Source organism: Ruegeria sp. CH11 (assembly GCF_056537105.1).
On the sequence record NZ_JBQFQX010000003.1, the window covers coordinates 336,197 to 358,560 of the forward strand.

Annotated in this window: 24 protein-coding genes; 7 read left to right on the top strand and 17 right to left on the bottom strand. The window is 59.2% G+C overall.

Annotated elements, in window-relative coordinates:
- Positions 1 to 11 precede the first annotated feature (11 nt).
- The 5 genes from ACR0LX_RS07570 to ACR0LX_RS07590 are packed head-to-tail and all read right to left on the bottom strand — an operon-like array spanning position 12 to position 2,088.
- Entirely contained in the window at positions 12 to 722 is a 711-nt protein-coding gene (locus ACR0LX_RS07570) for a flagellar hook-basal body complex protein (RefSeq protein ID WP_480579289.1), read from the bottom strand.
- The gene (locus ACR0LX_RS07575) at positions 722 to 994 is read right to left on the bottom strand and encodes a flagellar biosynthetic protein FliQ (RefSeq protein WP_480579287.1); all 273 of its coding nucleotides are present in this window, start codon (positions 992 to 994) and stop codon (positions 722 to 724) included. The genes ACR0LX_RS07570 and ACR0LX_RS07575 overlap by 1 nt, the downstream gene beginning before the upstream one ends.
- A 4-nt stretch (positions 995 to 998) precedes the next feature.
- Positions 999 to 1,289, bottom strand: coding sequence for a flagellar hook-basal body complex protein FliE (gene fliE, locus ACR0LX_RS07580; protein WP_480783178.1), 291 nt, complete (start codon positions 1,287 to 1,289; stop codon positions 999 to 1,001).
- An 11-nt stretch (positions 1,290 to 1,300) separates the two neighbouring features.
- A complete protein-coding gene (gene flgC / locus ACR0LX_RS07585; RefSeq protein WP_480783179.1) occupies positions 1,301 to 1,687 on the bottom strand; it encodes a flagellar basal body rod protein FlgC in 387 nt (128 codons plus the stop codon).
- 11 nt (positions 1,688 to 1,698) lie between these two features.
- A complete protein-coding gene (locus ACR0LX_RS07590) occupies positions 1,699 to 2,088 on the bottom strand; it encodes a FlgB family protein (protein WP_480783180.1) in 390 nt (129 codons plus the stop codon).
- 88 nt (positions 2,089 to 2,176) lie between these two features.
- Here ACR0LX_RS07590 and ACR0LX_RS07595 point away from each other — a divergent pair, with 88 nt between their 5' ends.
- The 6 genes from ACR0LX_RS07595 to ACR0LX_RS07620 all read left to right on the top strand — a co-directional run bounded on the left by ACR0LX_RS07595 (position 2,177) and on the right by ACR0LX_RS07620 (position 9,420).
- Positions 2,177 to 3,514 carry a FliI/YscN family ATPase gene (locus tag ACR0LX_RS07595; protein WP_480783181.1) on the top strand — a complete coding sequence of 446 codons (1,338 nt, stop codon included), beginning with the start codon at positions 2,177 to 2,179 and terminating at the stop codon, positions 3,512 to 3,514.
- 89 nt (positions 3,515 to 3,603) lie between these two features.
- A complete protein-coding gene (locus tag ACR0LX_RS07600) occupies positions 3,604 to 4,443 on the top strand; it encodes a flagellar motor protein MotB (protein ID WP_480783182.1) in 840 nt (279 codons plus the stop codon).
- Between the two features lie 95 nt (positions 4,444 to 4,538).
- Positions 4,539 to 5,834: a flagellar hook protein FlgE gene (locus ACR0LX_RS07605; protein ID WP_480579275.1), complete on the top strand. Its 1,296-nt coding sequence runs from the start codon at positions 4,539 to 4,541 to the stop codon at positions 5,832 to 5,834.
- Between the two features lie 33 nt (positions 5,835 to 5,867).
- The gene (gene flgK, locus ACR0LX_RS07610; protein WP_480783183.1) at positions 5,868 to 7,319 is read left to right on the top strand and encodes a flagellar hook-associated protein FlgK; all 1,452 of its coding nucleotides are present in this window, start codon (positions 5,868 to 5,870) and stop codon (positions 7,317 to 7,319) included.
- A 2-nt stretch (positions 7,320 to 7,321) separates the two neighbouring features.
- Positions 7,322 to 8,329, top strand: a complete 1,008-nt coding sequence (locus ACR0LX_RS07615) for a flagellin (RefSeq protein ID WP_480783184.1) — start codon at positions 7,322 to 7,324, stop codon at positions 8,327 to 8,329.
- The gene (locus ACR0LX_RS07620) at positions 8,326 to 9,420 is read left to right on the top strand and encodes a flagellar basal body P-ring protein FlgI (protein WP_480783185.1); all 1,095 of its coding nucleotides are present in this window, start codon (positions 8,326 to 8,328) and stop codon (positions 9,418 to 9,420) included. Before ACR0LX_RS07615 ends, ACR0LX_RS07620 begins: the two co-directional genes overlap by 4 nt.
- A 45-nt stretch (positions 9,421 to 9,465) precedes the next feature.
- On the opposite strand, the gene ACR0LX_RS07625 is transcribed toward ACR0LX_RS07620, so the two are convergent.
- The 8 genes from ACR0LX_RS07625 to ACR0LX_RS07660 form a co-directional block, all read right to left on the bottom strand.
- Entirely contained in the window at positions 9,466 to 10,110 is a 645-nt protein-coding gene (locus ACR0LX_RS07625; RefSeq protein ID WP_480783186.1) for a DUF1523 family protein, read from the bottom strand.
- A 10-nt stretch (positions 10,111 to 10,120) separates the two neighbouring features.
- On the bottom strand, positions 10,121 to 10,387 hold the full coding sequence (locus tag ACR0LX_RS07630; protein WP_480783187.1) for a hypothetical protein: 267 nt from the start codon (positions 10,385 to 10,387) through the stop codon (positions 10,121 to 10,123).
- A gap of 1 nt (position 10,388) precedes the next feature.
- Positions 10,389 to 11,726: a DUF6638 family protein gene (locus ACR0LX_RS07635; RefSeq protein WP_480783188.1), complete on the bottom strand. Its 1,338-nt coding sequence runs from the start codon at positions 11,724 to 11,726 to the stop codon at positions 10,389 to 10,391.
- Entirely contained in the window at positions 11,723 to 12,058 is a 336-nt protein-coding gene (locus tag ACR0LX_RS07640; RefSeq protein ID WP_480783189.1) for a hypothetical protein, read from the bottom strand. Before ACR0LX_RS07640 ends, ACR0LX_RS07635 begins: the two co-directional genes overlap by 4 nt.
- On the bottom strand, positions 12,051 to 12,410 hold the full coding sequence (locus ACR0LX_RS07645) for a hypothetical protein (RefSeq protein WP_480783190.1): 360 nt from the start codon (positions 12,408 to 12,410) through the stop codon (positions 12,051 to 12,053). The genes ACR0LX_RS07640 and ACR0LX_RS07645 overlap by 8 nt, the downstream gene beginning before the upstream one ends.
- Entirely contained in the window at positions 12,407 to 14,338 is a 1,932-nt protein-coding gene (locus ACR0LX_RS07650; RefSeq protein ID WP_480783191.1) for an AAA family ATPase, read from the bottom strand. Before ACR0LX_RS07650 ends, ACR0LX_RS07645 begins: the two co-directional genes overlap by 4 nt.
- Before the next feature lie 57 nt (positions 14,339 to 14,395).
- Entirely contained in the window at positions 14,396 to 15,520 is a 1,125-nt protein-coding gene (locus ACR0LX_RS07655) for a hypothetical protein (RefSeq protein WP_480783192.1), read from the bottom strand.
- Between the two features lie 317 nt (positions 15,521 to 15,837).
- A complete protein-coding gene (locus ACR0LX_RS07660) occupies positions 15,838 to 16,917 on the bottom strand; it encodes a hypothetical protein (protein ID WP_480783193.1) in 1,080 nt (359 codons plus the stop codon).
- Between the two features lie 271 nt (positions 16,918 to 17,188).
- Here ACR0LX_RS07660 and ACR0LX_RS07665 point away from each other — a divergent pair, with 271 nt between their 5' ends.
- Positions 17,189 to 19,372, top strand: a complete 2,184-nt coding sequence (locus ACR0LX_RS07665; RefSeq protein ID WP_480783194.1) for an esterase-like activity of phytase family protein — start codon at positions 17,189 to 17,191, stop codon at positions 19,370 to 19,372.
- Positions 19,373 to 19,444: 72 nt separating this feature from the next.
- Here ACR0LX_RS07665 and ACR0LX_RS07670 read toward each other — a convergent pair whose 3' ends face one another.
- The 4 genes from ACR0LX_RS07670 to ACR0LX_RS07685 form a co-directional block, all read right to left on the bottom strand.
- On the bottom strand, positions 19,445 to 19,819 hold the full coding sequence (locus ACR0LX_RS07670; protein WP_480783195.1) for a hypothetical protein: 375 nt from the start codon (positions 19,817 to 19,819) through the stop codon (positions 19,445 to 19,447).
- Between the two features lie 279 nt (positions 19,820 to 20,098).
- Positions 20,099 to 20,566, bottom strand: coding sequence for an Hsp20 family protein (locus ACR0LX_RS07675; protein WP_480579249.1), 468 nt, complete (start codon positions 20,564 to 20,566; stop codon positions 20,099 to 20,101).
- Positions 20,567 to 20,688: 122 nt separating this feature from the next.
- Positions 20,689 to 21,507: a trypsin-like serine peptidase gene (locus tag ACR0LX_RS07680; protein ID WP_480783196.1), complete on the bottom strand. Its 819-nt coding sequence runs from the start codon at positions 21,505 to 21,507 to the stop codon at positions 20,689 to 20,691.
- Positions 21,504 to 22,289, bottom strand: coding sequence for a trypsin-like serine peptidase (locus ACR0LX_RS07685; protein WP_480579245.1), 786 nt, complete (start codon positions 22,287 to 22,289; stop codon positions 21,504 to 21,506). The genes ACR0LX_RS07680 and ACR0LX_RS07685 overlap by 4 nt, the downstream gene beginning before the upstream one ends.
- Positions 22,290 to 22,364 lie beyond the last annotated feature (75 nt).

Below are 22,364 nucleotides of genomic sequence, written 5' to 3' on the forward strand. Positions count from 1 at the left end.
CCTTGTTCAGATCAGCGCATCAGGGCTTTGAGCGCGCCCCGCACACGTTCGTTTTCAGCGTCCAGAAAGCTTTGCCCAAGTTCGTAGGCGCGCTGAATTTCAACCAGCCGCGTCACCTGCTCGACAGCATTGACGTTCGAGCCTTCCAGAAAGCGATGCAGGACAACCGGGTTATCTACCGGCTCGACATCTCCGCCAGGACGGAACCGGGTGCTGCCTTCGCGCACCAGGTTCTGCGGGTCAGCGACCCGATACACCCCGATCTGGCCCAGCGGCTGTCCTGCCACGCTCAGCGTGCCATCTCCGCCCACATCGATTGTCGCGGCGTCGGGCGGCACAAAAACCGGGGCGCCGTTGCTGTCCAGCACACGAAACCCGTCCAACGTCACCAGATCGCCGTCCGCGTTCGGGGAGAAACTTCCTGCGCGGGTCAGCCGGTTGCCATCGGGCGTTTCCACCATGAAAAACCCGTCGCCTTCGATGGCAAAGTCGAACTGGCCACCGGTCTCGGTCAGCACCCCCTGGTGCAGCAGCGTATTGCGCACCTCGGCCCGGCTCATGGACAATGATGGCGTATGCGGCATGTCCCGGACAAATTCGGAAAACACCAATCCCTGCTGGCGATAGCCGGTGGTATTGGCATTGGCGATATTGTTCGCGACCAACCGCATTTCGTTCATCAGCCCCGATTGGCGGGACAGGGTGACATAGGCAGTGTCCATCAGCGGCCTCCTGCAATCAATGGAACAAGCGTTCCGGTAAAAAATGTGACGAGCGTCTGGGTCATGAAACCCATCGAGATCCAGAACACGATAACGATCGCGATCAGCTTGGGAACAAAAGTCAGCGTCATCTCCTGCACCGAGGTCAGGGCCTGAAACAGACCGACCACCAGCCCCGAAACCAGCGCCACCGCCAGAATCGGGACCGACGTGATCACCGCGACCCACAGCGCCTGGCGGACGATGTCATAGTAGAGACCCTCGCTCAGCATTGTGTCAGACCGGCATCCGCAGGATTTCCTGATACGCTTCGACCACTTTGTTGCGCACGATCACGGCGGTTTCGACAGCCAGCTCGGTCTGCGCCAGGGCTTGCACCAACGCGTGCGGGTCGGCCTGACCGACCATCGCGGTCTGAGCGACTTGCTCACTGTGCTTCAGTGTCGCCGCGAAGTCCTGAAAACCTGACCGCAACCCCTGTGCCAATCCGGCGTGATCCGGGTCAGCCTGCGTGGCGGGTCGCGCACCGGCATAGTTCTGCGCGGCAGTTATTGATCGGATATCCATTCTGGTTGTCCTTATTTCCGAAGTAGATCCATCAGAGCCGACGACATCTGCCGGGTCTGGTCGAACATTTTGAGGTTGGCCTCATAACTGCGCTGCGCTTCGCGCGCGTCAGCTATTTCGATCATCAGATCGACATTCGAGCCCCGATAATGGCCGGTCTCATCCGCCAGGGGATGGCTGGGATCATGGATGCGCGAGAGCGCCCTGTGATCAAGCTTGACGCGCCCGGCCTGCACCACGTCCCGGCCTGCCTTCTCGACGGTTTCGAACGGGACGGTCTTGCGTCGATAGCCGGGCGTATCCGCGTTCGAGATATTCTCGGACACGTGGCGCAGGCGCGCGGCCTGTGCCCGTAAGGCGCTGGCTGAGGCCGTCAGGGAATGAGAAAAATCACTCATGACCCGGCCCCCTAAACGCGACCGAGGCTGGTTCGCAGGATACCGATCGAAGAGCGATAGATAGCCAGCGCGCGATCATGCTGACGCTTAACCTCGACCGCCTTCAGCATCTCTTCTTCCAACGAGACACCGTTGCCATTGGGATCGCTCGCAGCATGAGACACATGCTCGACCCAGTGTTGATCACCGGCCTCGGCCCCATGGATATGCGCAGATCTTGTGGCCACCATCGCGGTTCTGGGGCCGGTATTTTCGAACGCAGTCTGAAAAGTTTGAATATCGCGGGCGCGGTAACCCGGCGTATCCGCATTTGCCATGTTACGTGCGATGACCGCCTGCCTTTGCCCGGCATGGGTTGCCATTGCGTACGCTGTCTTAAAGACGTTCAAATCAGAGAACATCGGGGCTTCTCCCTCGATCAATTTCAATCAAGGCTTAACCCCGATTCCTTTAAAAACCGTTTTCAGCAAACCAGTTGGAGACCACGACATGACCGATCTCGATCCCATCCTTTTGAAATGCGAATTCGACAGGCTGACTGCGGTGCGCCATATGGGGCTGGTCACCGGGGTCGCAAACGGCGTGATAGAAGTGGGGGGTTTGGCAGGTCCCGCGCGAATCGGGGATCACCTGACGCTGCAACGCCGTGACGGGCCGGATCTGGCGGGCGAAGTGCTGCACGTGGACGCCGACCACATTCACATGCTGCCTAGCGCCGCGTCAGACGGGGTTAGTCTGGGTGACCGGGTGTATCTGGAGGCCTCGCCAGCGTTTGCCCCTGCGATGCACTGGCTGGGCCGCGTTGTGGATACCTTCGGCAAGCCGCTCGACGGCAAGCCCCTGCTGGGCGGCGTTGAGGCGCGCGACATTATGCAAGCGCCGCCCGCAGCCGTGTCCCGCAATCCCTTGGGCGCGCGCATGGCAACCGGACTGGCAATGCTCAACACGGTTCTGCCCGTCGTGCGTGGCCAACGCGTTGGTCTGTTCGCGGGCTCTGGCGTTGGAAAATCCACTCTGCTGGCAACCCTGGCCCGATCGATGGAGGTGGATGTGGTCGTTGTCGCGCTGATCGGTGAACGCGGGCGCGAAGTGAACGAGTTTGTCGACAAGGCTCTGGGACTCGAGGGGATGAAACGAGCGGTCGTTGTGGCCGCAACTTCGGACCAGTCCGCACTGGTGCGCCGCCGCTGCGCCTGGTCGGCCATGTCGGTGGCCGAGTTCCTGCGCGATCAGGGTTTGAACGTGTTGTTTCTAGCCGATTCAATAACCCGCTTTGCCGAAGCCCACCGCGAGATCGCCGTGGCGATGGGAGAATCGCCCTCGCTGCGCGGGTTCCCTCCTTCGGTCACTTCGCTGATTGCCAGCCTTTGCGAACGAGCCGGGCCCGGGGCGCAGGATCAGGGCGATATCACCGCAGTTTTCAGCGTTCTGGTGGCCGGTTCGGATATGGACGAACCCGTCGCCGACATTCTGCGTGGCGTGTTGGACGGCCACATTGTCCTCAGCCGCGACATCGCCGAACGCGGCAGGTTTCCGGCGATCGACCTTAGCCGCTCGGTGTCGCGCAGCCTGCCGGACGCTGCCAACGGCACTGAAAACCAGTTGATCGCGGAAACCCGCAAACTGGTCGGAAGCTACGAACAATCCGAGGTAATGATCAAAGCGGGCCTTTACGCCGAGGGTTCGGATCCCCTGCTGGATCAAGCCGTGCGCGTACACGCCGAACTGGATGATTTCTTTGCCAAGCCCGATACCGAAGGCGTTAAGAACAGCTTTGATCGCTTGTCGCTCATCCTGCGTCGCGCGGCAGTGGGAGGGCCCAGATAGGCGACTAATTTCCGAACAGTTTTAAGTGTTAAGGCCACCTTAAGACCTGCGGGGATACCCCGGTAGCTGGGTGAATAAAGGTGGTGGAGATGGGTGCGCAAACCAATGCGGCGCCAATCATCATCAAGAAGAAGCGCGTGTCGGGCGGCGATGGCCACCACGGCGGCGCATGGAAAGTCGCTTATGCCGACTTTGTCACGGCCATGATGGCCTTCTTCATGTTGATGTGGCTGCTGAATGCAACGACGGAAAAACAACGCAAGGGGCTGGCGGACTACTTTTCGCCGACGATTCCGGTCAATCCCGTGTCGGGCGGCGGAGACGGTGCCTTTGGCGGAGACAACATGTTTTCGGAAAAGACCATGGTGATGGATGGCTCGGGTGCCAGCAACCGCAATCCAACCGAAGCGAACCAGGCGCGCGGTTCCACCGGAGTTGACGCACGCGGCGGGGGCGAAGGCGCTTCCGAGGATTTCTCGACGCTCGAAGCGCACCTGCTGGGGCGCAGCGGTGAGAGCCTGGTGTCGAGCAAGCACTTGCAACATATCGTCACCCGCGTCACCGACGAAGGGTTGGTCGTTGAATTGTTCGATACCGAATCGCAAGCCCTGTTCGTACCAGAGACCGACAAACCGACAGACATGATGCGCGCACTGGCCTTGCTGGTGGCGCGGTCGTCGGACCTTGTGACCAATGCCATCGCGGTCGAGGGCCACGTGCGCTCGGCACCTGTGGTTCTGGCAAAGAACCCGGTCTGGGATTTGTCTACGTCGCGGGCACAAGTGGTCCGGCAGATGTTGCAGAACAATGGTGTCGAGCCCCTGCGGCTGGACCGGGTTGCGGGTCACGCCGACCGGGAACGTGTCGCGGACAATCCGATGGCAGCGCGCAACAACCGGATCGAGATCATCTTTCTGCGCGTGCCGTAGCCCCAGGATACGACGCATTTTATCTGTTAGCGCGCTGTTAAGGGCCAGTACGTTACCTGTTGCTGCAACGATTGACGCAACAGAAGGGCGCGCTGATGACCATTTCCTCTTCGCTGAATGCCGGTGTCGCGGCGTTGAAGGCCAATGCCAACAAACTGGCAACGATTTCCGACAACATCGCGAATTCCTCGACCTTCGGGTACAAGCGGGTTGAAACGGATTTTCATTCCATGGTCACTTCGGGCCAGGGTGGCAGCTATTCCGCCGGCGGGGTCAGAACCACCAGCCAGCGCCTGATTGATCAGCGCGGGCCTCTGGTCACGACCAACAACTCGACCGATCTGGCCGTACGTGGTCGGGGCATGCTGCCGGTGCGTCCAAGCTCGCAGATCGCGGCAGGTTCGAACGAGATGCTGCTGACCACAACCGGCTCGTTCCGCACCAATGAAGAAGGTTATCTGGTCACAGAATCCGGCCTTGTCCTGCTTGGCTGGCGCGCGGCGGCGGACGGCACGATCCCGAGCGTGCCGCGCGACACACCCGCCGCATTGGAGCCGATACAGTTAAGCGTCAATCAGCTGTCCGGTTCGCCGACGACTGAAATGAACTTGCGCATGAACTTGCCCGCCACCGCGACCGACGCCGGCGCGCCGGGGGACACGCAACCCCTGTCGGTCGAGTATTTCGACAATCTGGGCAAATCCGAAAGCGTCGATATCGAGCTGGTGCCAACAGTGCCCGCCGCCGGGTCCAGCAACGAATGGACCCTAACACTGCGGGATTCGGCGTCGGGCGGCGCGGTGATCGGGGAGTATACCCTGACCTTCACCGACAGCCGCACGGCTGGTGGAACACTGGCCAGCGTCACCACCGTCTCGGGCGGGGCCTATGATCCAGCCACCGGTAGCTTTGTCGTGAACGTGGCGGGTGGCCCGATGGAGGTCAATATCGGCGAGATTGGTGATGCGGATGGCATCACGCAATTGTCGGACACTTTCGCCCCGGTTTCGATCACGCGCGACGGGTCTGCGGTCGGCACCATGACCAGCGTTCAGGTCGACGAAAACGGCTATGTCTACGCGTTCTATGACACCGGCGTCAGCCGCCGGATGTTCCAGATCCCACTGGCCGACGTGCCCAACCCGAATGGGTTGACCGCGCTTGACAGCCAGACCTACGCGCCCTCACGGGAAAGCGGCACGTTCTTCCTTTGGAACGCGGGCGAGGGACCGACAGGCGACCTGGTTTCGTTCGCGCGCGAGGAATCGACGACGGATGTGGCGACCGAACTGACCTCGATGATCCAGACCCAGCGCGCCTACTCCTCCAGCGCCAAGGTCATTCAGACCGTGGATGAAATGTTGCAGGAAACCACAAACATCAAACGCTGATCCGGGCGTTGATCCAGGGAAAGGACCTGTCCCATGAACATGTCGACAGCTTTGAACAACGCCCTCGGCGGCCTGACCGCGGCCAGCCGCGGCGCCGCGGTGGTGTCGGGCAACATCGCCAACGCGCTGACGCCCGGCTATGCGCGGCGGTCGCTGGAGCTGACCACCAGTCAGATCTCGGGCAATGGCGTTCGGGTCGTGGGTATCACGCGGCATCAGGATCCGGTCCTGACCGCAAACCGGCGCACAACCGATGCCGAACTTGGCTGGCACTCTGCAATTGCAGAGTTTCATTCCCGGTTCGAACGCTTTGTCGGCCCTCCGGATCAGGCAACGTCGCTTGCCGCCCGGTTGTCGGATTTTGAAGGCAGTCTGATCACCGCAGCCAGCCTACCGGATTCGATCGAACGCCTGGATCAGGCAGCCCGCAGCGCGCGCGCAATGTCCGACGGTCTAAACTCGGCCTCGGAAAACCTGCGGCAAACGCGCTCGGACGCAGATCGAAAAATCGGCTCTTATGTTGAAACGCTGAACCAAACGCTGGAGGACATCGAGGACCTCAATGCCAAAATACCAGCGATCCGCAATGGCGGGGGTGACACTGGCGCCCTGTTGGATCAACGGCAGATTCTGATCGACCGGGTCAACGAACTTATACCGGTCAATGTGGTCGCCAGAGAAAACGACCGGGTCTCGCTGTATTCAGATGGCGGACTGATCCTTCTGGAAGGGAAAGCGGCCGAATTCACGTTTACGACAACCGGTGACACGCGGCCTCACATGACGGTGGCGAACGGATTGCTGTCTGGTCTTGAGATGAACGGAAACCCGGTCCGAACGCTGGGAGAGTCGGCTCAAATTCGCGGTGGGGCGCTGGCGGCTCAGTTTGAGATTCGCGACACTCTGACGGTCGAAGCGCAAATGCAACTGGACGCAGTGGCTCGCGACCTGATCGAACGCTTTGAAACTCCCGGTCTGGATGCAACTGCGGGCGCAGCTGACCCGGGCCTGTTCACAGATGGCGGAAACCGCTTTGACGTCACCGCTCCGCCGGGGCTGGCGTCACGCATCAGCCTGAATACGACAGTCGATCCCGATACGGGCGGTGACAGCTGGCGTTTGCGCGCGGGCTTGGGTGCAGCGGCACCCGGCGATCCCGGAAATGCGACGCAATTACAGGCGTTCGGGGCCGCGTTGGACACCGCGCGCCCGATTGCATCGGCGATATTCGGCACCGGAAACATGCGCGCGACCGAGGTGACTGAGGCGCTGTTGTCCAGTGCCGGCGCAGACGCGCATGCTGCCCAGACGCGCTGGGTCTTCGCGGATAATGCGCAATCCGAGATGGCACGCATCGAGGCCGAGCAAGGCGTCGACACGGATACAGAGATGCAAAACATGATGCGTATTCAGCAAAGCTATGCCGCAAACGCACGCATCATCTCGGTTGTCGATGAATTGATGGAAACTTTGCTGAGGTTGTGAGGATGACACTGAATGCGATAGGCGATCTGGCGCGCAACATGACATTGCGCACGCGCAGCGCCGAGATACGAAACCAGCTCGACACCCTCACTTACGAGATGTCGTCGGGAAAGGTAAAAGACGTCGCTGGGCGGCTGGGTGGCGATTACTCGCAATTGCTGGACCTGGACCGGAGCCTGGCCAGGCTGGACGCGTTCAAAATCGCCACGTCCGAGACGCGGCTGTTTACGGACGCGATGCAATTGAGCCTTGGCACAGTTAACGCCTCCGTGGGCGAGGTGTCGGCGTCGCTGTTGTCATTCGCCACCGCAAACCAGACCACGACGCATGAACATGCCTCGGTCAAGGCCCGAAACGAACTTGATACGATGATGTCGGCTCTGAACACGCGGGCGGGTGGTCGAAGCCTGTTTTCCGGCACCGCCACCGACATCTCGCCGCTGCCGTCGCCGGATGATCTGTTGAATGCCCTGCGAACCGAGCTGACAGGTTTGACCTCTGCAAACGACATCCGGCAGGCGGCGGAAGACTGGTTCAACGATCCTGCCGGGTTCGAGGCCGTTATCTATCAGGGGTCCGACACAAATCTGGCCCCGATGCAAATCTCTGAAAACGAGCGTATCGACATTCCAATCAAGGCAAACGACCCGGGCATCCGGGCCGCCTTGCGCGATGTGGCTGTTGCCGCGCTGGCCTCTGACACAACCTTGAACCTGAGCCCCGATGTCAGAACCACGCTGTTTCGGCAATTGGGGCAGGATCTGGCAAATAATGACAGTGATTTCGTCAAGCTCAGGGCCAGTATCGGCGCATCTCAGGCCCGCGTGGAACAGGCCGCAACCCGAAACGCTGCGGCGCGCACCAGTCTGGAATTCGGTCGCAACAGTCTGATCGGGGCCGATCCGGCAGAAACCGCAACGCAGCTGAAGGCGGTGCAATTCCAGCTGGAAAGCCTCTACTCTGTCACGGTTCGCAATTCGAACCTCTCGCTGGTGAATTTCCTGAGATGAAGGTTCTGATTTTTCTTCTGCTCTTTTTGCCTGGGTTGGCAACGGCCGGGGCTATCCGCCTGAAGGATCTGGTGGACTTTGACGGGGTGCGCGGCAACGACCTGGTCGGATACGGCCTTGTGGTCGGGTTGAACGGAACCGGCGACGGTCTGCGAAACTCACCCTTCACCGAAGAGATCATGTCAAACATCCTCGAACGGTTGGGCGTCAACGTCACGGGCGAGGACTTTCGCCCCAAGAACGTTGCCGCTGTGCTGGTTACGGCCAGCCTGCCCCCTTTTTCGCGCGTCGGCAGCCAGATCGACGTCACGGTCTCGGCCATCGGGGACAGCAAAAGCCTGCTTGGTGGGACGCTGATCATGACACCGTTGAATGCCGCAGATGGTCAAATCTATGCGGTTGCTCAGGGCACGGTTCTGGCTGGTGGAGCAGTGGCCGAGGGCGAGGCTGCCACTGTCGTGCGCGGGGTTCCGACCTCGGGCGTGATCCCGGCGGGTGCGCGCGTCGAGCGGGAGATCGACTTTGACCTGTCGGCGCTGACACAGCTGCGCCTTGCTTTAAGGGAGCCTGATTTCACAACGGCGGGCCGCATCGAAACCGCGATCAACACCGAGTTCAATCGCGCGGTTGCGATCATGCGGGACTCGGGCACTGTTGAGCTGAATATCCCCGCCACGCAGTCGACCTCGACAGCGCATGCCATCGGCCGCATCGAGAACATCCTTGTGCAACCGGAAACTAAGGCCCGCGTAGTGGTCGATCAGCGGTCGGGGACAATTGTGATGGGGCAGGATGTCCGGATTTCGCGCGTCGCCGTATCCCAAGGCAATCTGACCCTCACCGTTGAAGAGGCCCCGATTGCCGTTCAACCCAACCCGTTTGCACGTGGCGAAACGGTCGTGGTCCCCAGAACCGTCGCCGGCATCGAAGAGGAAGAAGGCACCGGTCTTGCCGAAATTCCCGAAGCCGCCACCCTGTCCGAGGTTGTCGCTGGACTGAACGCCCTGGGCGTTTCCCCCCGCGACATGATCGACATTTTGAAGACAATCAAGGCAGCGGGTGCGCTGCATGCCGAATTTGTTGTCAGGTAAAGTGCCCAAAAGGGGGCGCGGCTTTGCGCACCCCCTTGGGGCAATTCATTTTGATTTCCAGCTGTCCAACCAGCGGCGGAATTTACCGCGTCTTTCCTCAATCGCGTCGCCTGCGGCGTAAATCCCGTCCTCGACGCTTTCCAGCATGGGATCGATACGACGCTGCCGGAACCTGCGCCAACGCACCCAAAGCGCCCAGACCACGGCGGCAAACACGGTCAGGAAGATGATGTTGAACCAGGGAATGATGCGCACATCCGGCCCCTCGACATGCCGAATGAAGATCGCATTGGGAAAGATCGACATGAACTCGTTCCGCCACCCGTAGTGAGTCACGACAACCCAATCGGGATTGTCTTTCGTCGATTTCGCATCATTGGCTTCGGTGTACAGATTGGCCGTGTCGAACTTGAAGTAGGGCGGCCAACCCCAGCCAGTGTCCTCGTTCCGGTAAACAATAGGTTTGCCATTGGCGCGAACCGCCTGGATGAACTGCACATCGCGATTGGACAGGCTGGTTGACTGGTCTTCAGGCTCGGACCAGAAAATCCGGGTCCAGTCGGTCAGATCCTGCCGCTCTTCATAGGTGTTGACGATCCGCACGACGTCGTGCTGCGGCAGCGAGTACTGCAAAACCACAGCAATCATGCCCCAGAAGATGATAATGAACGCCCATTTTACATAGGCCATGCCGTAATCCTCACATATAATTCACGATATAGATCAGCGCGCCGATTGCCACCCAAGGGACAATATAGACGCCCAGGATCAGCTTGCGCCGGAACGAATTGTCGTAGACATGCAGCCCGCGTTCGACAAACGCCTCTTTGTTGCCTTTCTTGCCCTTTTCGTCCCACCAGGTCTCAAGCCTTCGACGGCGGACGCCACGCGAATAGTAAGACAACGCAAAATAGGCAACCGTTTGAAGGACCAGCAGGATCAGAAACAGGCGCATCGCTCCGAACATCTCAATCCCTCCTCAACGCGCCCCAGGGGCCGACCCGGGCAATCACCGTTTCGCTGACCCTGTCGTCACCGCTCATATCCGGTTCATGACCAAACAGGGCCGCGCGTGCGCCTGCCTTGTCCACCTGATACTCGCGCGCCAGAAATTCGGCAACATAGGCCTTTTTAGTCTCGGGCCAGGTCGCGTATGTGCTGTAAAACAGTTCCTTGTGGCAGATGAACATCTGCCGCGGGTCCAGCGGAGCCAATTCCGTCAACAACATATTGACCAGATCGCGGTTTGGCGTGTCAGCTGCACGCAGGGTGTAGAAATACGCCGGATGGTCCGATGTGATGCGCGGCCACGGCCCGCCTGCAGTCGCCCAGCGCAACAGCTGCGCCAACCCGTGATACGCCTCGGGCAGACGGTCCGAATGCGTCCGTGCGAGACGCCGCATATCGCTGCGATCCAGATCCGTCAGATCGACACCCGCGTCCGCAGCAGCGGCGATTGTCAGAAAGTCCATCTTCTGTTGCAGGATCGCGGCGGAATCCACATTGCGGGCCTCGATGATGGTCTCCACCAACCCGTTCAACCCCAGGAATTTCGCAATCCGATTGTGCTGGCTGCGATCGAACACGAATTTGACCGGCAGATCCTCGGCCTCGTCGCCCATGCAGATGGCGGCCGGATGGTCAACGTCGGGAAACAGGTAGAGCCCCCCGAAATGCGCGGTCCAGAAGTTACGCTGCTCAAAGGCGGTGTGGCGCAGACGCACCGGGTTGCGGGTGACGTCGCCGGTTTCTTTGGCGGTTTCGATCATCTTGGCGATCAGCACGTCGTCGAACCAGGCGTCCTCGTCGGTTTTGAACTGCTCGACCATGCCCGCCAGTTGTTCTGCCTTGCGCAGCGTTCCGCCTGCGGTGTCGGCCTCGATCTCGATCTTCTGGATGTTGAACAGATCACCCGGGGTGGTGAGTTTGATGACCGAGTTCACCAACTCTCCGGCCACCGCATCAGTGGCGGTCAGGGCAAACAGCTGCGCCTCATTCATCTCGATGAAGTCGCGCAGAATATCGCGCGAGGTCGAGAATTTGACGTTCAGCAGTGGCGCGCGTTTTTGTTCGGTCGTCAGCAGGATAAACTGCCGGTTGACCCCGTTGGGGTTGAGGTAGAGCTCATCCTCCAGCTCAATCCCCACCTCGGGCGAATAGCCCGAGATATCCACATGGAAATCCGTCAGCGCCGTGGTCTTGCCCGCCAGATGCTGCAGCGCGCGGTTATACCGCTCGACCAGAGCCGGGCTGGAGATGTGGACGAGATTGCCGAACATCAGGCCTTTTTCGATGAGGCGGATCATACCCTAAACCTTTGCGATATCTGCAGGTCTATGCCCTTGAATAGCCCTATCCAGTATGGAGCCGACAGGAGTAGTAATCCCAAAAGACGAATGCTGGGCTCTACTTCTTCCAATCGACCACCGGGAGCGGATTGAACGAAAATTAATATCCAGAAAGTGCTCAAAAATAGACCCGATCCCACCGTGACACTCGCTGCCCACCAAAAGAGAAACCGGAACAGCTGGAATGGTCCTTTCGGTACTGGAAGGCTGCGTTTGATTACCCATACAACGAAATGAGAACCGACATAAGCGGCCAAGATGCAGCCGGCGATGTAAACGATATCAATCATCATCGACCTGCTCGGAAAGTTCTCTGGAATTCACAATGCGCGCCCGCATCAACCCAAAGCTCATAGCTGCGATGAACATCGCTGGTATGAACCAGAAAATTGCGCTTTGCAGGAAATATTTCGGCATCTGACCGGGACCAAACGCGTGTAGCAACGATTCCGGGTTGTCCAAAGAGGCACCGTTTATCCAAATCTGAAACAGTGAACTCCACACATAACAGATTGCAAAAACAATCAGGCTCAGTTTGGCAAACGAACCAAACGTGCCCGGCCGTTTGCGGGCTACGGTGATCCCGAAAAAAATGCACGCCGAAACCAGCGTCATGAGGATAAGAACAAACCCTCCGGTCACCTTTTCCCCTCCAGATACCGCCGCTTGGCCTCTTCCATCCGGCCCATCTCGCGGACGGCGTTCTCGATGGCAACCTCATCGCTCTTGTCTGCATAGCGGAATTCGCTGTCGGCGTAGCGGTTGATTTCCTGCATCACCATTTCCACCGTGATCGGCTGGCGCAGGTCCTCGATCATCGCTTTCTTGGTGTCGTAGTCGCGGAACAGGAACAGGTCGGGGGTTTCCATCCATTCGTCGGGCAGTTCGAAATCCATCGCGCGGACCTTGACCGCGTCGGTGATGTTCTTGATCGCGCGACCGGTAAAGCGCTCATCCGCGGCTTGGATCGCCTTGAGGTAGGTGCCCAGCTTGGCGATGGTGTCCATCTGGCCAATCTCGCCCGAGACTTGGTCATAGACCTGCAACAGAGCGTCCTCATGCGGGCGCGAATGGCTTTCGAAACTGGCGGCGACGGCCTTTTTGATCTCCTGCGCGGCATAGGCGTCGTGTTCGCCCAGCGGGATGTCGTGGTTGCGGCCCATCAGCAGGTGCAGGATGTCGATGTAATCCTCGCGCGTCTGCGGCCCGTCTACTAAGAACCGCGCACCGGCCCGCTGGCGCAGGGCGTCGTCCACATTCTCGGGGTAGTTCGAGAACATGCCAAAAGTGCAGTTGCCGCGCACGACGGTGTTGGCGCCGGCAAAGCTCTCCATCAGCACGGCGGTGATTTCCAATTGCCCGGCCGAGGACTGCCGGTCGCCGCGTTTGCCCGCCAGTTGGTCGATATCGTCGATGGTGCCGAACCCGATAACCGAGGGGTCGATGATCGTGTTGATAAACGCCTTGGCATTCTGTCCGGATTTGCCCTGATAGCTGTCGATATTGTCGGTGCTCAGGTTCTGATAGCGGAACGGATAGCCCGCGTTCTGGCAATAGTCGTTGATCAGCCCGGCCATCATCTGGATCAGGGTAGTTTTGCCGGTACCCGGTTTGCCGTCGCCCATGAAGGTAAAGATGAACCCGCCGAGTTCCGCAAACGGGTTCAGGCGGCGGTCGAAGTCATAGGCCATCACCATCTTGGCCAGCTTCATCGCCTGATACTTGGCGATATGGTTGCCGACCACCTCGTTCGGTTTCTTGAACGTCATGGTAAGCGTTGTGGACTTCGCCTTCGAGGCCGGTTCAAAGCCCCGGATGGTCAGATCATCCGCCTCAATATTCCAGGCAGCGTTCTGGAACGGGGCCAGATGACCGGCGGACTGTGCGCGCAGGGCGGCCTTGTCCATCAGTTGCTCGGCATAGGCGCTGGTGGCCGCGATCAGATGGGCGTCGTCGGGGGCGTGTTTGGCCAGCGTTTGGTCCAGCTCCCACAGTGCGCCATGCAGGGCAAGCTGGCCGTTGTCGGTCAGAATTTCCTCGATCTCGCCAATATCGACGGTGGTCTCGCCCAGATGCGACGACATCAGATAGGCCAGTGCGTTCCCGAAAGTGTGGGATGTAATCAGAGCCTCGGCGGTCAACAAGTCCGAGAATTCGGTCTTGCGCGCGGCGGGCAGATCCCCAGCCAGATTGGCCCGTTTCAGATCGGCCAGCGGTGTTTGCTCCGCATAGGCTTCGGCCACAGCCAGGGCGATGGCGATGCTCCGACGAATGGCCTGTTGCGTGGTCGCCTGAGGCGGAGAGACCAACGCATCGCCATCATCCGAAGCCTCGATTCGTTCGACCAGATGCACCCCATCCGCCCGCGCCACCCGCCGCGTCACCAACCCCGGCGTCGTGGACCGAAACCGCCGCCCTGTCGACACGCCCGGAGACCGCTCAACCGTTGCCTCAGCCGCTTTGGCAATCCGCGGCGCGTGCTCGAACCCGTTCAACAAGGCGGTCGCTGCCGGATAGTGTTTGCGAATATCCGTCTCGCGCAATTCCATCTGATCTGACGTCAAACTCATTTCAAAAACCGCCCTTGCTTCATCTTTTCAAAAATACTCCCGCCGGAGGCTTAAATCCTAATAGCGCAAGACCTGCCCCGACTTGCTGACCACGAATTTGCGCACATCCGCAAAGCCGGGCGGGTTGCGTTCGGCCAACACCTGAAACGGACGCTGTGGCAGGATGATCGACCGCTGCGTGCGCGTTGCCCCGGTTTCGGCGCCCTGCCCGCCAAACGGGTCCAGCGCGAAGACCTCTCGATCCACCGTCCCGAACCAGCCCGACCGTTCCTGAACCACCTCTTCGCTTTCCAACTCTTCGGTGGTCCAGGCCAATGCCCAGTCCTGACCCGGCGGAGACTGTGCGTCCTCAAGCACTTGCCGCAAGGGGCCGGATTGCTCGGTATAGGCTGAGGAATACATCGGACCCACATGGATGCGGCGCAAATGCTTCGGGTGCAGGTCGTCGAAATCCTGATCAAAGCCCTTGGCGATCGTCACCAGTTTCAACCCGCCCAACGACTGCGCCATCAGATGCGCTTGCACTTCGGGCCAGCGACGTTGGTCCTTGGGCAGGGCGGTTTTGCCGCTGTCCTCCAGCTGCATCAGATAGATGACCGGCAGGTTGATCTGGCTGTCATAGACCGCCCAGTGGATCATGAATTTGCGCCGCTCACCCTCATTCCCGATCCAGTGACATTCGGGATCGTTGCGGGCCCAGAACAGCTGACCTTTCAGCAATTCCTCGTAATAGAGCCTTTGTGACAGCGCGAATTGCAGCTTAGTCGGGATCTCCTGATCGCCAATAATCGTCCGCACCATGTCGGTTTTCAGGTCGTCTTCCGAGGGCATATTCGCCAGATGCACCTGCGCCTGCTGGGCGTCATTGGCCATGGTTAGCAACTCGGCCGCCACCGGAAAGCCGCTGTCACGCTTGTCCATCGCGAGGCTGCCAAAGAACCGCCCGGTGTCTCGCCCGACCAGCAGGTACTTCATGGAAAGCGCGCGGAAGGTATAAAGCAGCCCCGAAAGGTAGCGCGACACGATCCGCACCTCTTGCTTGCTGATCGCGCCTTCGGCCTCCATCGTCGCAGCCACACGCAGAAGGTGGACAGTGATCACCTCGAATTTGCGGAAATACCGGCGCGAGGCGAAAGTGTCGGTCAGGCCGACATGGTCTTGGGTGGGGTTGGTATCGGTCATCTTGGAGCGTCCAAGTCCTTCCCGTTTTTATCGATATGAAACCACCATCTAAAGAGAGGCGAACCGACACTATGCAGTACTACTTGAGGGTTGATCCCAACCGAGTGCTGAAAACGCCGCCCCCTTTCGCTGCCCCAGCTCAACCAACACAGAAGTCGCATTAAGCAAGCCGCAATTACTGCCATAAGCAATGCCTGTAGCACTTCAGGATAAGTCGGTTTCTGATCTATAAAACCAAATTTTTCCAAGAGTCTCGGCACCTCCAAGGGACCAAGACTAATTGCTAGTAATAGAAATTGTTGGTGAGCGAAACGCACTTAGCCACCATACAAATTCTTATCATGCTTCTCGACAATCGAGGCGAACCGGCGGGCAAAGCGTTCATCTGCCTTGGCCTTTTTCTCCAGCACGTCGCGGGCAAAGACCATGTGGTCCTCGTGCGCTTCAAGCATATCGGCCATTTTCTGGTTGGTCGCGGTGCCGATGGCGGCCATGGCGGTTTGCGCCTCTTGGTCGGTTTGCACGCCGATCTCGTTGATGCGGTGGGCCACGTCCTGCTGTTGCGCGGTTTTCAGCGATTTGGTCAGGGCGTCATACAGGACCACGCGCTGTTGCGTGTCTGTCTGCAGCTTGTTGATCAGCACCATCTGCGTCGCCGCCTGGTTCTGTAGCGAGTCGACCCAGGTCTTGCCCTTTTCGATGTACCGCTCCAGCGTCTGGGACTTGGCCAGCTTGACCTGCTCTTCCTGAACCTTGGCGTTGTATTGCTTGTTCAGCTCGGCCAATTCAGTCTCTAACTGGGTCCGCGCGGCGGCGTCCTGTTCGACGCTGATCTTGTTCTCCAACGTAATAATGGCCGGGTCCATGCCCTGAATTTCGGCGCGCAAGGCTTCCAGTTCGGCCACGGTCGCCTCACGATCGTCCAGCGTGACGGACAGGTTGTCCTCAACCTTTACCCGCTGTTCTTCCAGCACCGACAACTGCCCTTCCAGCAGTTTGACGATCACGTCGGATTTGGCGATCAGGTCCTGCAGCTTGTCATCGATATTGGCGGTGCGCATCCGTTCCTGCCGCATCGACTCGGATTTGGCCTTTGCGAAGATGCCGACAAACGATTCCCACCCGGTTTTCGAGCGCATTTCGTCGAAATCCTTGGAAAACGCGTTGGTGACGTCATCCAGCCCCATGATCAGCTCGGCGATATTGGCGTTCATCACCTCGGTATGGGCATGCACGTCCTCAAGCGTGGCGTTTTCGATGTCGATATCCGCCTCGGCTGTGCCGATCTTGGCGCGGGCCGCCTCGATACGTGAAGTCAGCCCTTCGATCTGCGACTGGCTTTCACGGACCTTGGTTTGCGTCTCCTGAATCAACGCCTCGAATTGCTGGTTCGACATCTTATTTCTATCCCTATTTTTCTTATCTACCCAATAACATAGGTAATGTTACACCTATTTACATCCCCGCGGATGCTAAATTCCCGCAAAGATTGGCAAATTCAGGCGGGAAAAGATAGGTCGGACAACTCAGGCGCGAACGGAAACCGATGGGCGCGTCGCAGATGCAACGCACGCGCAAACTTGTCACCAAAGTGAAACAAAACCGTCACGATCCCGCAACATAGGCCGTCCATCCCACTCAGCGTCCAAGTGAGAGAGGATATCACCCATGTCATTGCGCTATGTCTGCCTGACATCTGCCCTTGCCCTGACCGCCGGTCAGGCTGTGGCAGAGATGAATTTCAACCGGATCGCGTCGTTCCCCGTCGTGAAAAACATGGCCGAAGGGGCCGATACCACCCGCGAAACCTCGCCCGAGATCATCGCGGCGACCGCAGATGGCATGACGCTGGTCTATACCGACAGCCCGCTGGGCGTGATCGGGATGGTGGATATCACCGACCCCGCGAACCCGGCGCCGTTGGGCGCGATGGCTGTTGGTGGCGAGCCGACATCCGTGGGAATCGTTGGCGCAACGGCTTTCGTCGGTGTGAACACTTCGGACAGCTATACGGCGCCGTCGGGAAAGCTGATCTCGGTCGATATCGTAGGCAAGGCCGAAACCGGTGCCTGTGACCTGGGCGGCCAGCCCGACAGTGTCGCGATAGCCCCCGATGGCAGCTTTGTTGCCGTAGCGATCGAGAATGAACGCGACGAAGACCTGAACGACGGTATCATCCCACAACTGCCCGCTGGCTCGCTGGCCTTGGTGCCTCTGAAAGACGGTGCGTTGGATTGCAACGGTATGAAGATTGCCGCGCTGACCGGGCTGGCAGACGTTGCCCCAACGGACCCCGAGCCGGAATTCGTTGACATCAACAGCCTGGGCGAAACCGTCGTCACCCTGCAAGAAAACAACCACATCGCGGTCGTCGACAAGGACGGCAATGTGGTCAGCCATTTCTCGGCAGGCGCGGTTGATCTGGAAGGCATCGACGCCACGGACGAACGCGGCGCGTTGATCTTCACCGAAAACCAGCCGGGCCGCCTGCGCGAGCCGGACGCGGTCAAATGGATCGACGACAACCATTTCGCCACCGCCAATGAAGGCGATTACGAAGGCGGCTCGCGTGGTTGGACCATCTTCCACAAGGACGGCACGGTTGTTTACGAGAACGGCGCCGAGTTCGAAAAAGCCATCATCCAGATCGGCCACTACCCCGACAAACGCTCGGACAGCAAAGGGGTTGAGCCGGAAAGCGTGACCGCAGCCACCTTTGGCGGCACACCGATGATCTTTGTGGGGGCCGAGCGTGCCTCGGTCGTCGGTGTCTATGACGCCACCGTTCCGGCCAACCCGGTTCTGAAACAGTTGCTGCCCTCGGGCGTCGGAACCGAAGGTTATGTCGCGATCCCGGAACGCAACCTGCTGATTTCGGCCAACGAAAAAGACCTGATCGAAGATGGCGGCCCGCGGGCGCATGTTTCAATCTTCGAATATCAGGACGCTCCCGCTGCCTATCCCCATTTGACGTCGGCAGGCGCGGATGAGCTGATCGGATGGGGGGCGCTGTCCGGTATGGTCGCGGATGCGGACGGCATGATCTATGCGGTCAATGACAGCTTCTACGGCTTCCAGCCGTCGATCTTCAAGATTGACCCCAGTCAGAAACCCGCCCGCATCGTGGACGTGATCCGCATCCACCGTCAGGACGGCAACCCGGCCCAGAAACTGGACCTTGAGGGCATCACGCTGGACGGCAACGGAGGGTTCTACGTCGCCTCCGAAGGCCGCACCGACCGCCTTATCCCGCACGCGATCTATCATGTCGGCGCAGACGGCCTGATCCAGGACCGCAAGGGCGAGATCGGTCTGCCCCCGGAACTGACGGCCGTCGAAAAGCGCTTTGGCTTCGAAGGCATCACCAAGGTTGGCGACACTCTGTGGTTGGCGGTACAGCGCGAGTGGAAGGACGACCCGGAAAACCATGTGAAGCTTGTCGCTTACAACCTTGAGACCAAGGAATGGGGCGCCGTGCACTATCCAAAAGCTGATCCCGAAGAAGGCTGGGTTGGTCTGTCGGAAATCGTGGCCTTCGGCGACCATTTCTATGTCATCGAGCGCGACAACCAGCATGACCACCGCGCAGTCACCAAGAAAATCTATCGCATCCCGCTGTCCGAGATGGCCCCGGCCCCGCTGGGTGGCGAGCTGCCCGTGGTCAGCAAGCAAGAGGTCCGCGACCTTCTGCCTGACCTGACATCGACAGGCGGATACGTTCTGGACAAGATCGAAGGTCTGGCCATCCTGCCCTCGGGCGAGGCGTTTGTGATGACCGACAATGACGGCGTCGATGATGCCTCGGGTGAGACAATGTTCTGGTCAATCGGGTCGGTCACGGCCGGGAATTGATCTCAGAAAAGAAATCGGCCCCGTGCATGGGATACGCGGGGCCGATTTATTGACCGCAAATGTAAGCCCGGTTCAATAGTGCGAATAGCGGAAATTTACGACTTTGTCGTCCTGGATCGCACAATGCGCCTTGATATAGCTACGTGCATCCGTTCGGTCGTTTGAACGCGCGACCTCGAGGTCGATCAGGTTGATGCCATCTGCGTTTTCGGTGAAGGACAAGGTCCGCTCGAAGTCCACTGCGTAAAAGCCCTGATTTGACATCGCAGAATGGGTCCGATGCATACACAGGCCGATGGCATTTTCTTTGGCCGAAACGTGCGGGTGCTTCTGGTAATGCGAGCCGTGCTTGTGATGATGCTTGGCGATCGATGCCCCCAGCACACCCAGCGCGACACCTGCGATCAACGCATCCGTGTCGTCCGCCTTTGCAGGAGCGGAAGCCATCGAAGAAAGCGTGAATGCTGCACATAAAATTCCGGCTGAGACGAACTTGAAAGACATCGGTCGCTATATCCTTTTGCCAAACCAAGACCCGAGCGCTCAAAAGGCTCGTTGCAAAAAGACTAGCGCGAGGGTCGCGATCATTGCCAGTTTTTTCCAGATGTTGTCGTTTGAAAATGCGGTGCGGCGAAAACAAACAACGCCCCGCGTCTGGAGGAACGCGGGGCGTGCAGTCTGCGACAGTTCAGAGAGGCGGAACTATCGCCCAGTGATCAGGTAGCCTCAGTTTACGGCCTTGGCATCGACCACGTCTTTTTCGATGGCATTGGCCGAGGCGATCTCGATCCGGCGCGGTTTCAGCGCTTCGGGCACTTCACGCTTCAGGTCGATGTTCAGCATGCCGTTTTCGTGGCTGGCGCCGGTGACGCGCACGTGATCGGCCAGCGCAAAGCGGCGCTCGAACGCGCGGGTGGCGATGCCACGGTGCAGATAGCTGCGCTCTTTTTCGTCAGCGGCTTTCTTGCCTGCAACGATCAGCGCGTTTTCCTTCACTTCGACCGACAGGTCAGCATCCGAGAAGCCCGCGACAGCGACCGAGATCCGATAGGTGTCAGCATCGGTTTTTTCGATGTTGTAAGGCGGATAAGTGGGCTGAGCGCCGTCATTGGTCAGAACCCGATCCATCATGTCGGCAATCTGGTCAAAGCCGATGGTCGCGCGGTGCAGCGGTGCAAAATCAAATGTACGCATGTGTGGTATCCTCATATCAGAGCGATCTACAGTTTGCCCTCCGTTCGGACGGGCGGTGGAGCATACCGAGCCCCGTTTGCGGCGACCCGGTACAGTTCACATGGGTAGTGGCTGGAAGCAGTTCAAGACCCGCCGGCGCTGAGGAATTTGGCACCGGAACTGGACTTGTCTGACCCCGGTTGCAGGCGTCGGATCGTCGCCATGGGTCGCGGCGCGTCGCGGCGCAGAATTGTTTTGAGTTCGGCCACTATTTCGGGCAATTCCATGCCGTACCCGATGGTGCGCCGACCGTCAGATGCGCCGGCGGATACAACAGAAAAGATCTGCCAGCGCGAACCTTTCTTTGCCAGAATTGCCGACCCGGACGAGCCGAAGGTGATATCGCAGTCAAAGCTGATCAGACCCTGTCCACGTTGCAGAATGCGGCACGACCGTTGGCGTGTGATCGCATCCGCCCGACCCCGCCCATACGAGGCAACGCTGATTTCATTACCCAGAATTCGCCCGTCATAGAGGGCGAAGGGGTCAGCAACAGAATAAGGGATCGGCTCTTCCAGCCGCATCAAGGCGACATCAACGCGAACGCGCTGTACCGATACCGGTGCGTTGGCAACGAAAGCTGGGTGCGAGGCAATCTGGATAACCTTGCGATCGGCAAGCGATTTGCCATCACTCAGACCTGCACGAAAAGTCACTTTTCCTGGCGGATAAGGTCTGCCAGTTGCTTTGTCCAACGCACAATGAGCCGCAGTCAGCACCAGATCCCGCGCGATCAGCGTCCCGGTGCAAAACCCGCTCTCGCCAATATCCAGACGTCCGACAGCTTCCCAGCCATACAGGTCATCGCGATCGGTCAATCGGCGCTGATTGCTCAACTGCGCCTGTGCTGCTGTGCCGAAAATAGCCAAACAAAATAATACCTTGATCAAATGATGGATCATGGTTTCAGAAACCTCGCTCCTATGTTTTTTCCAATCCCCTCGGTCGACGCCGTATGCCCTCGTCCTTGGGCCAGTTCTGTCTGCAAAAGTTCCAAAGATTCCTCGAGCGCGGTGCCCAGCGCCACGCGACTGCCGCCCATTTCCGCCTTGGCGGCCACGACCGATACGATCCGTGGCCGCTCGTACGCGAAGGAAAAGACCGGCGCACCCGATGCCCCGAAATCGACATTGCAGGACATCACCAAAACGCCGGACTGGCGCGCCACGATGGAACACACCTCTTGCAACGAGGGCGCCTCGGCGCGGTCTTCCGCATATGAGACGACGCCGACATCCTCGCCCTGCGCCGGTCTGTCCCCGGTTTCAAAAGGAATGACGGATGTGTTGCGGATCGGCTGCCACAGCTCAATCAGCGCGATGTCGTGGCGCACACGGTCCGCGGTTGTGTCAGCATTGAAATCATAACCGGGGTGGATCACAGTCTGCCGCGCGGCCCGATAGGCCGAGGCGTGACCCAGTCGCCATCCGGCCAGAAACTCGATTCTGCCCGGGTCGATCCGCTGGCCCGAAACTTTGTCATAGAGGCAATGGGCCGCCGTCAGCACCAGAGTCGGAGAGATCAGCGCCCCGGTGCAAAACCCCGTCCCGTCAATGTTGAGACGGCCAACAGCCATCCATTGGCGCCCGGAATCAGTGGTGTTCAGGCTTTTCAACCCGGAATCCTGCGCCATAGCCGCCAGCGGCAGCATCCCAAAGGCGATGGCTGTGATCCATTTGCGCACGCGCGACTCCGGCGGTTTTTCCGAACACCGAAACTACGCGTGCTGTGGGGCGAAAATAGGGCAGGAAGAGCGTCC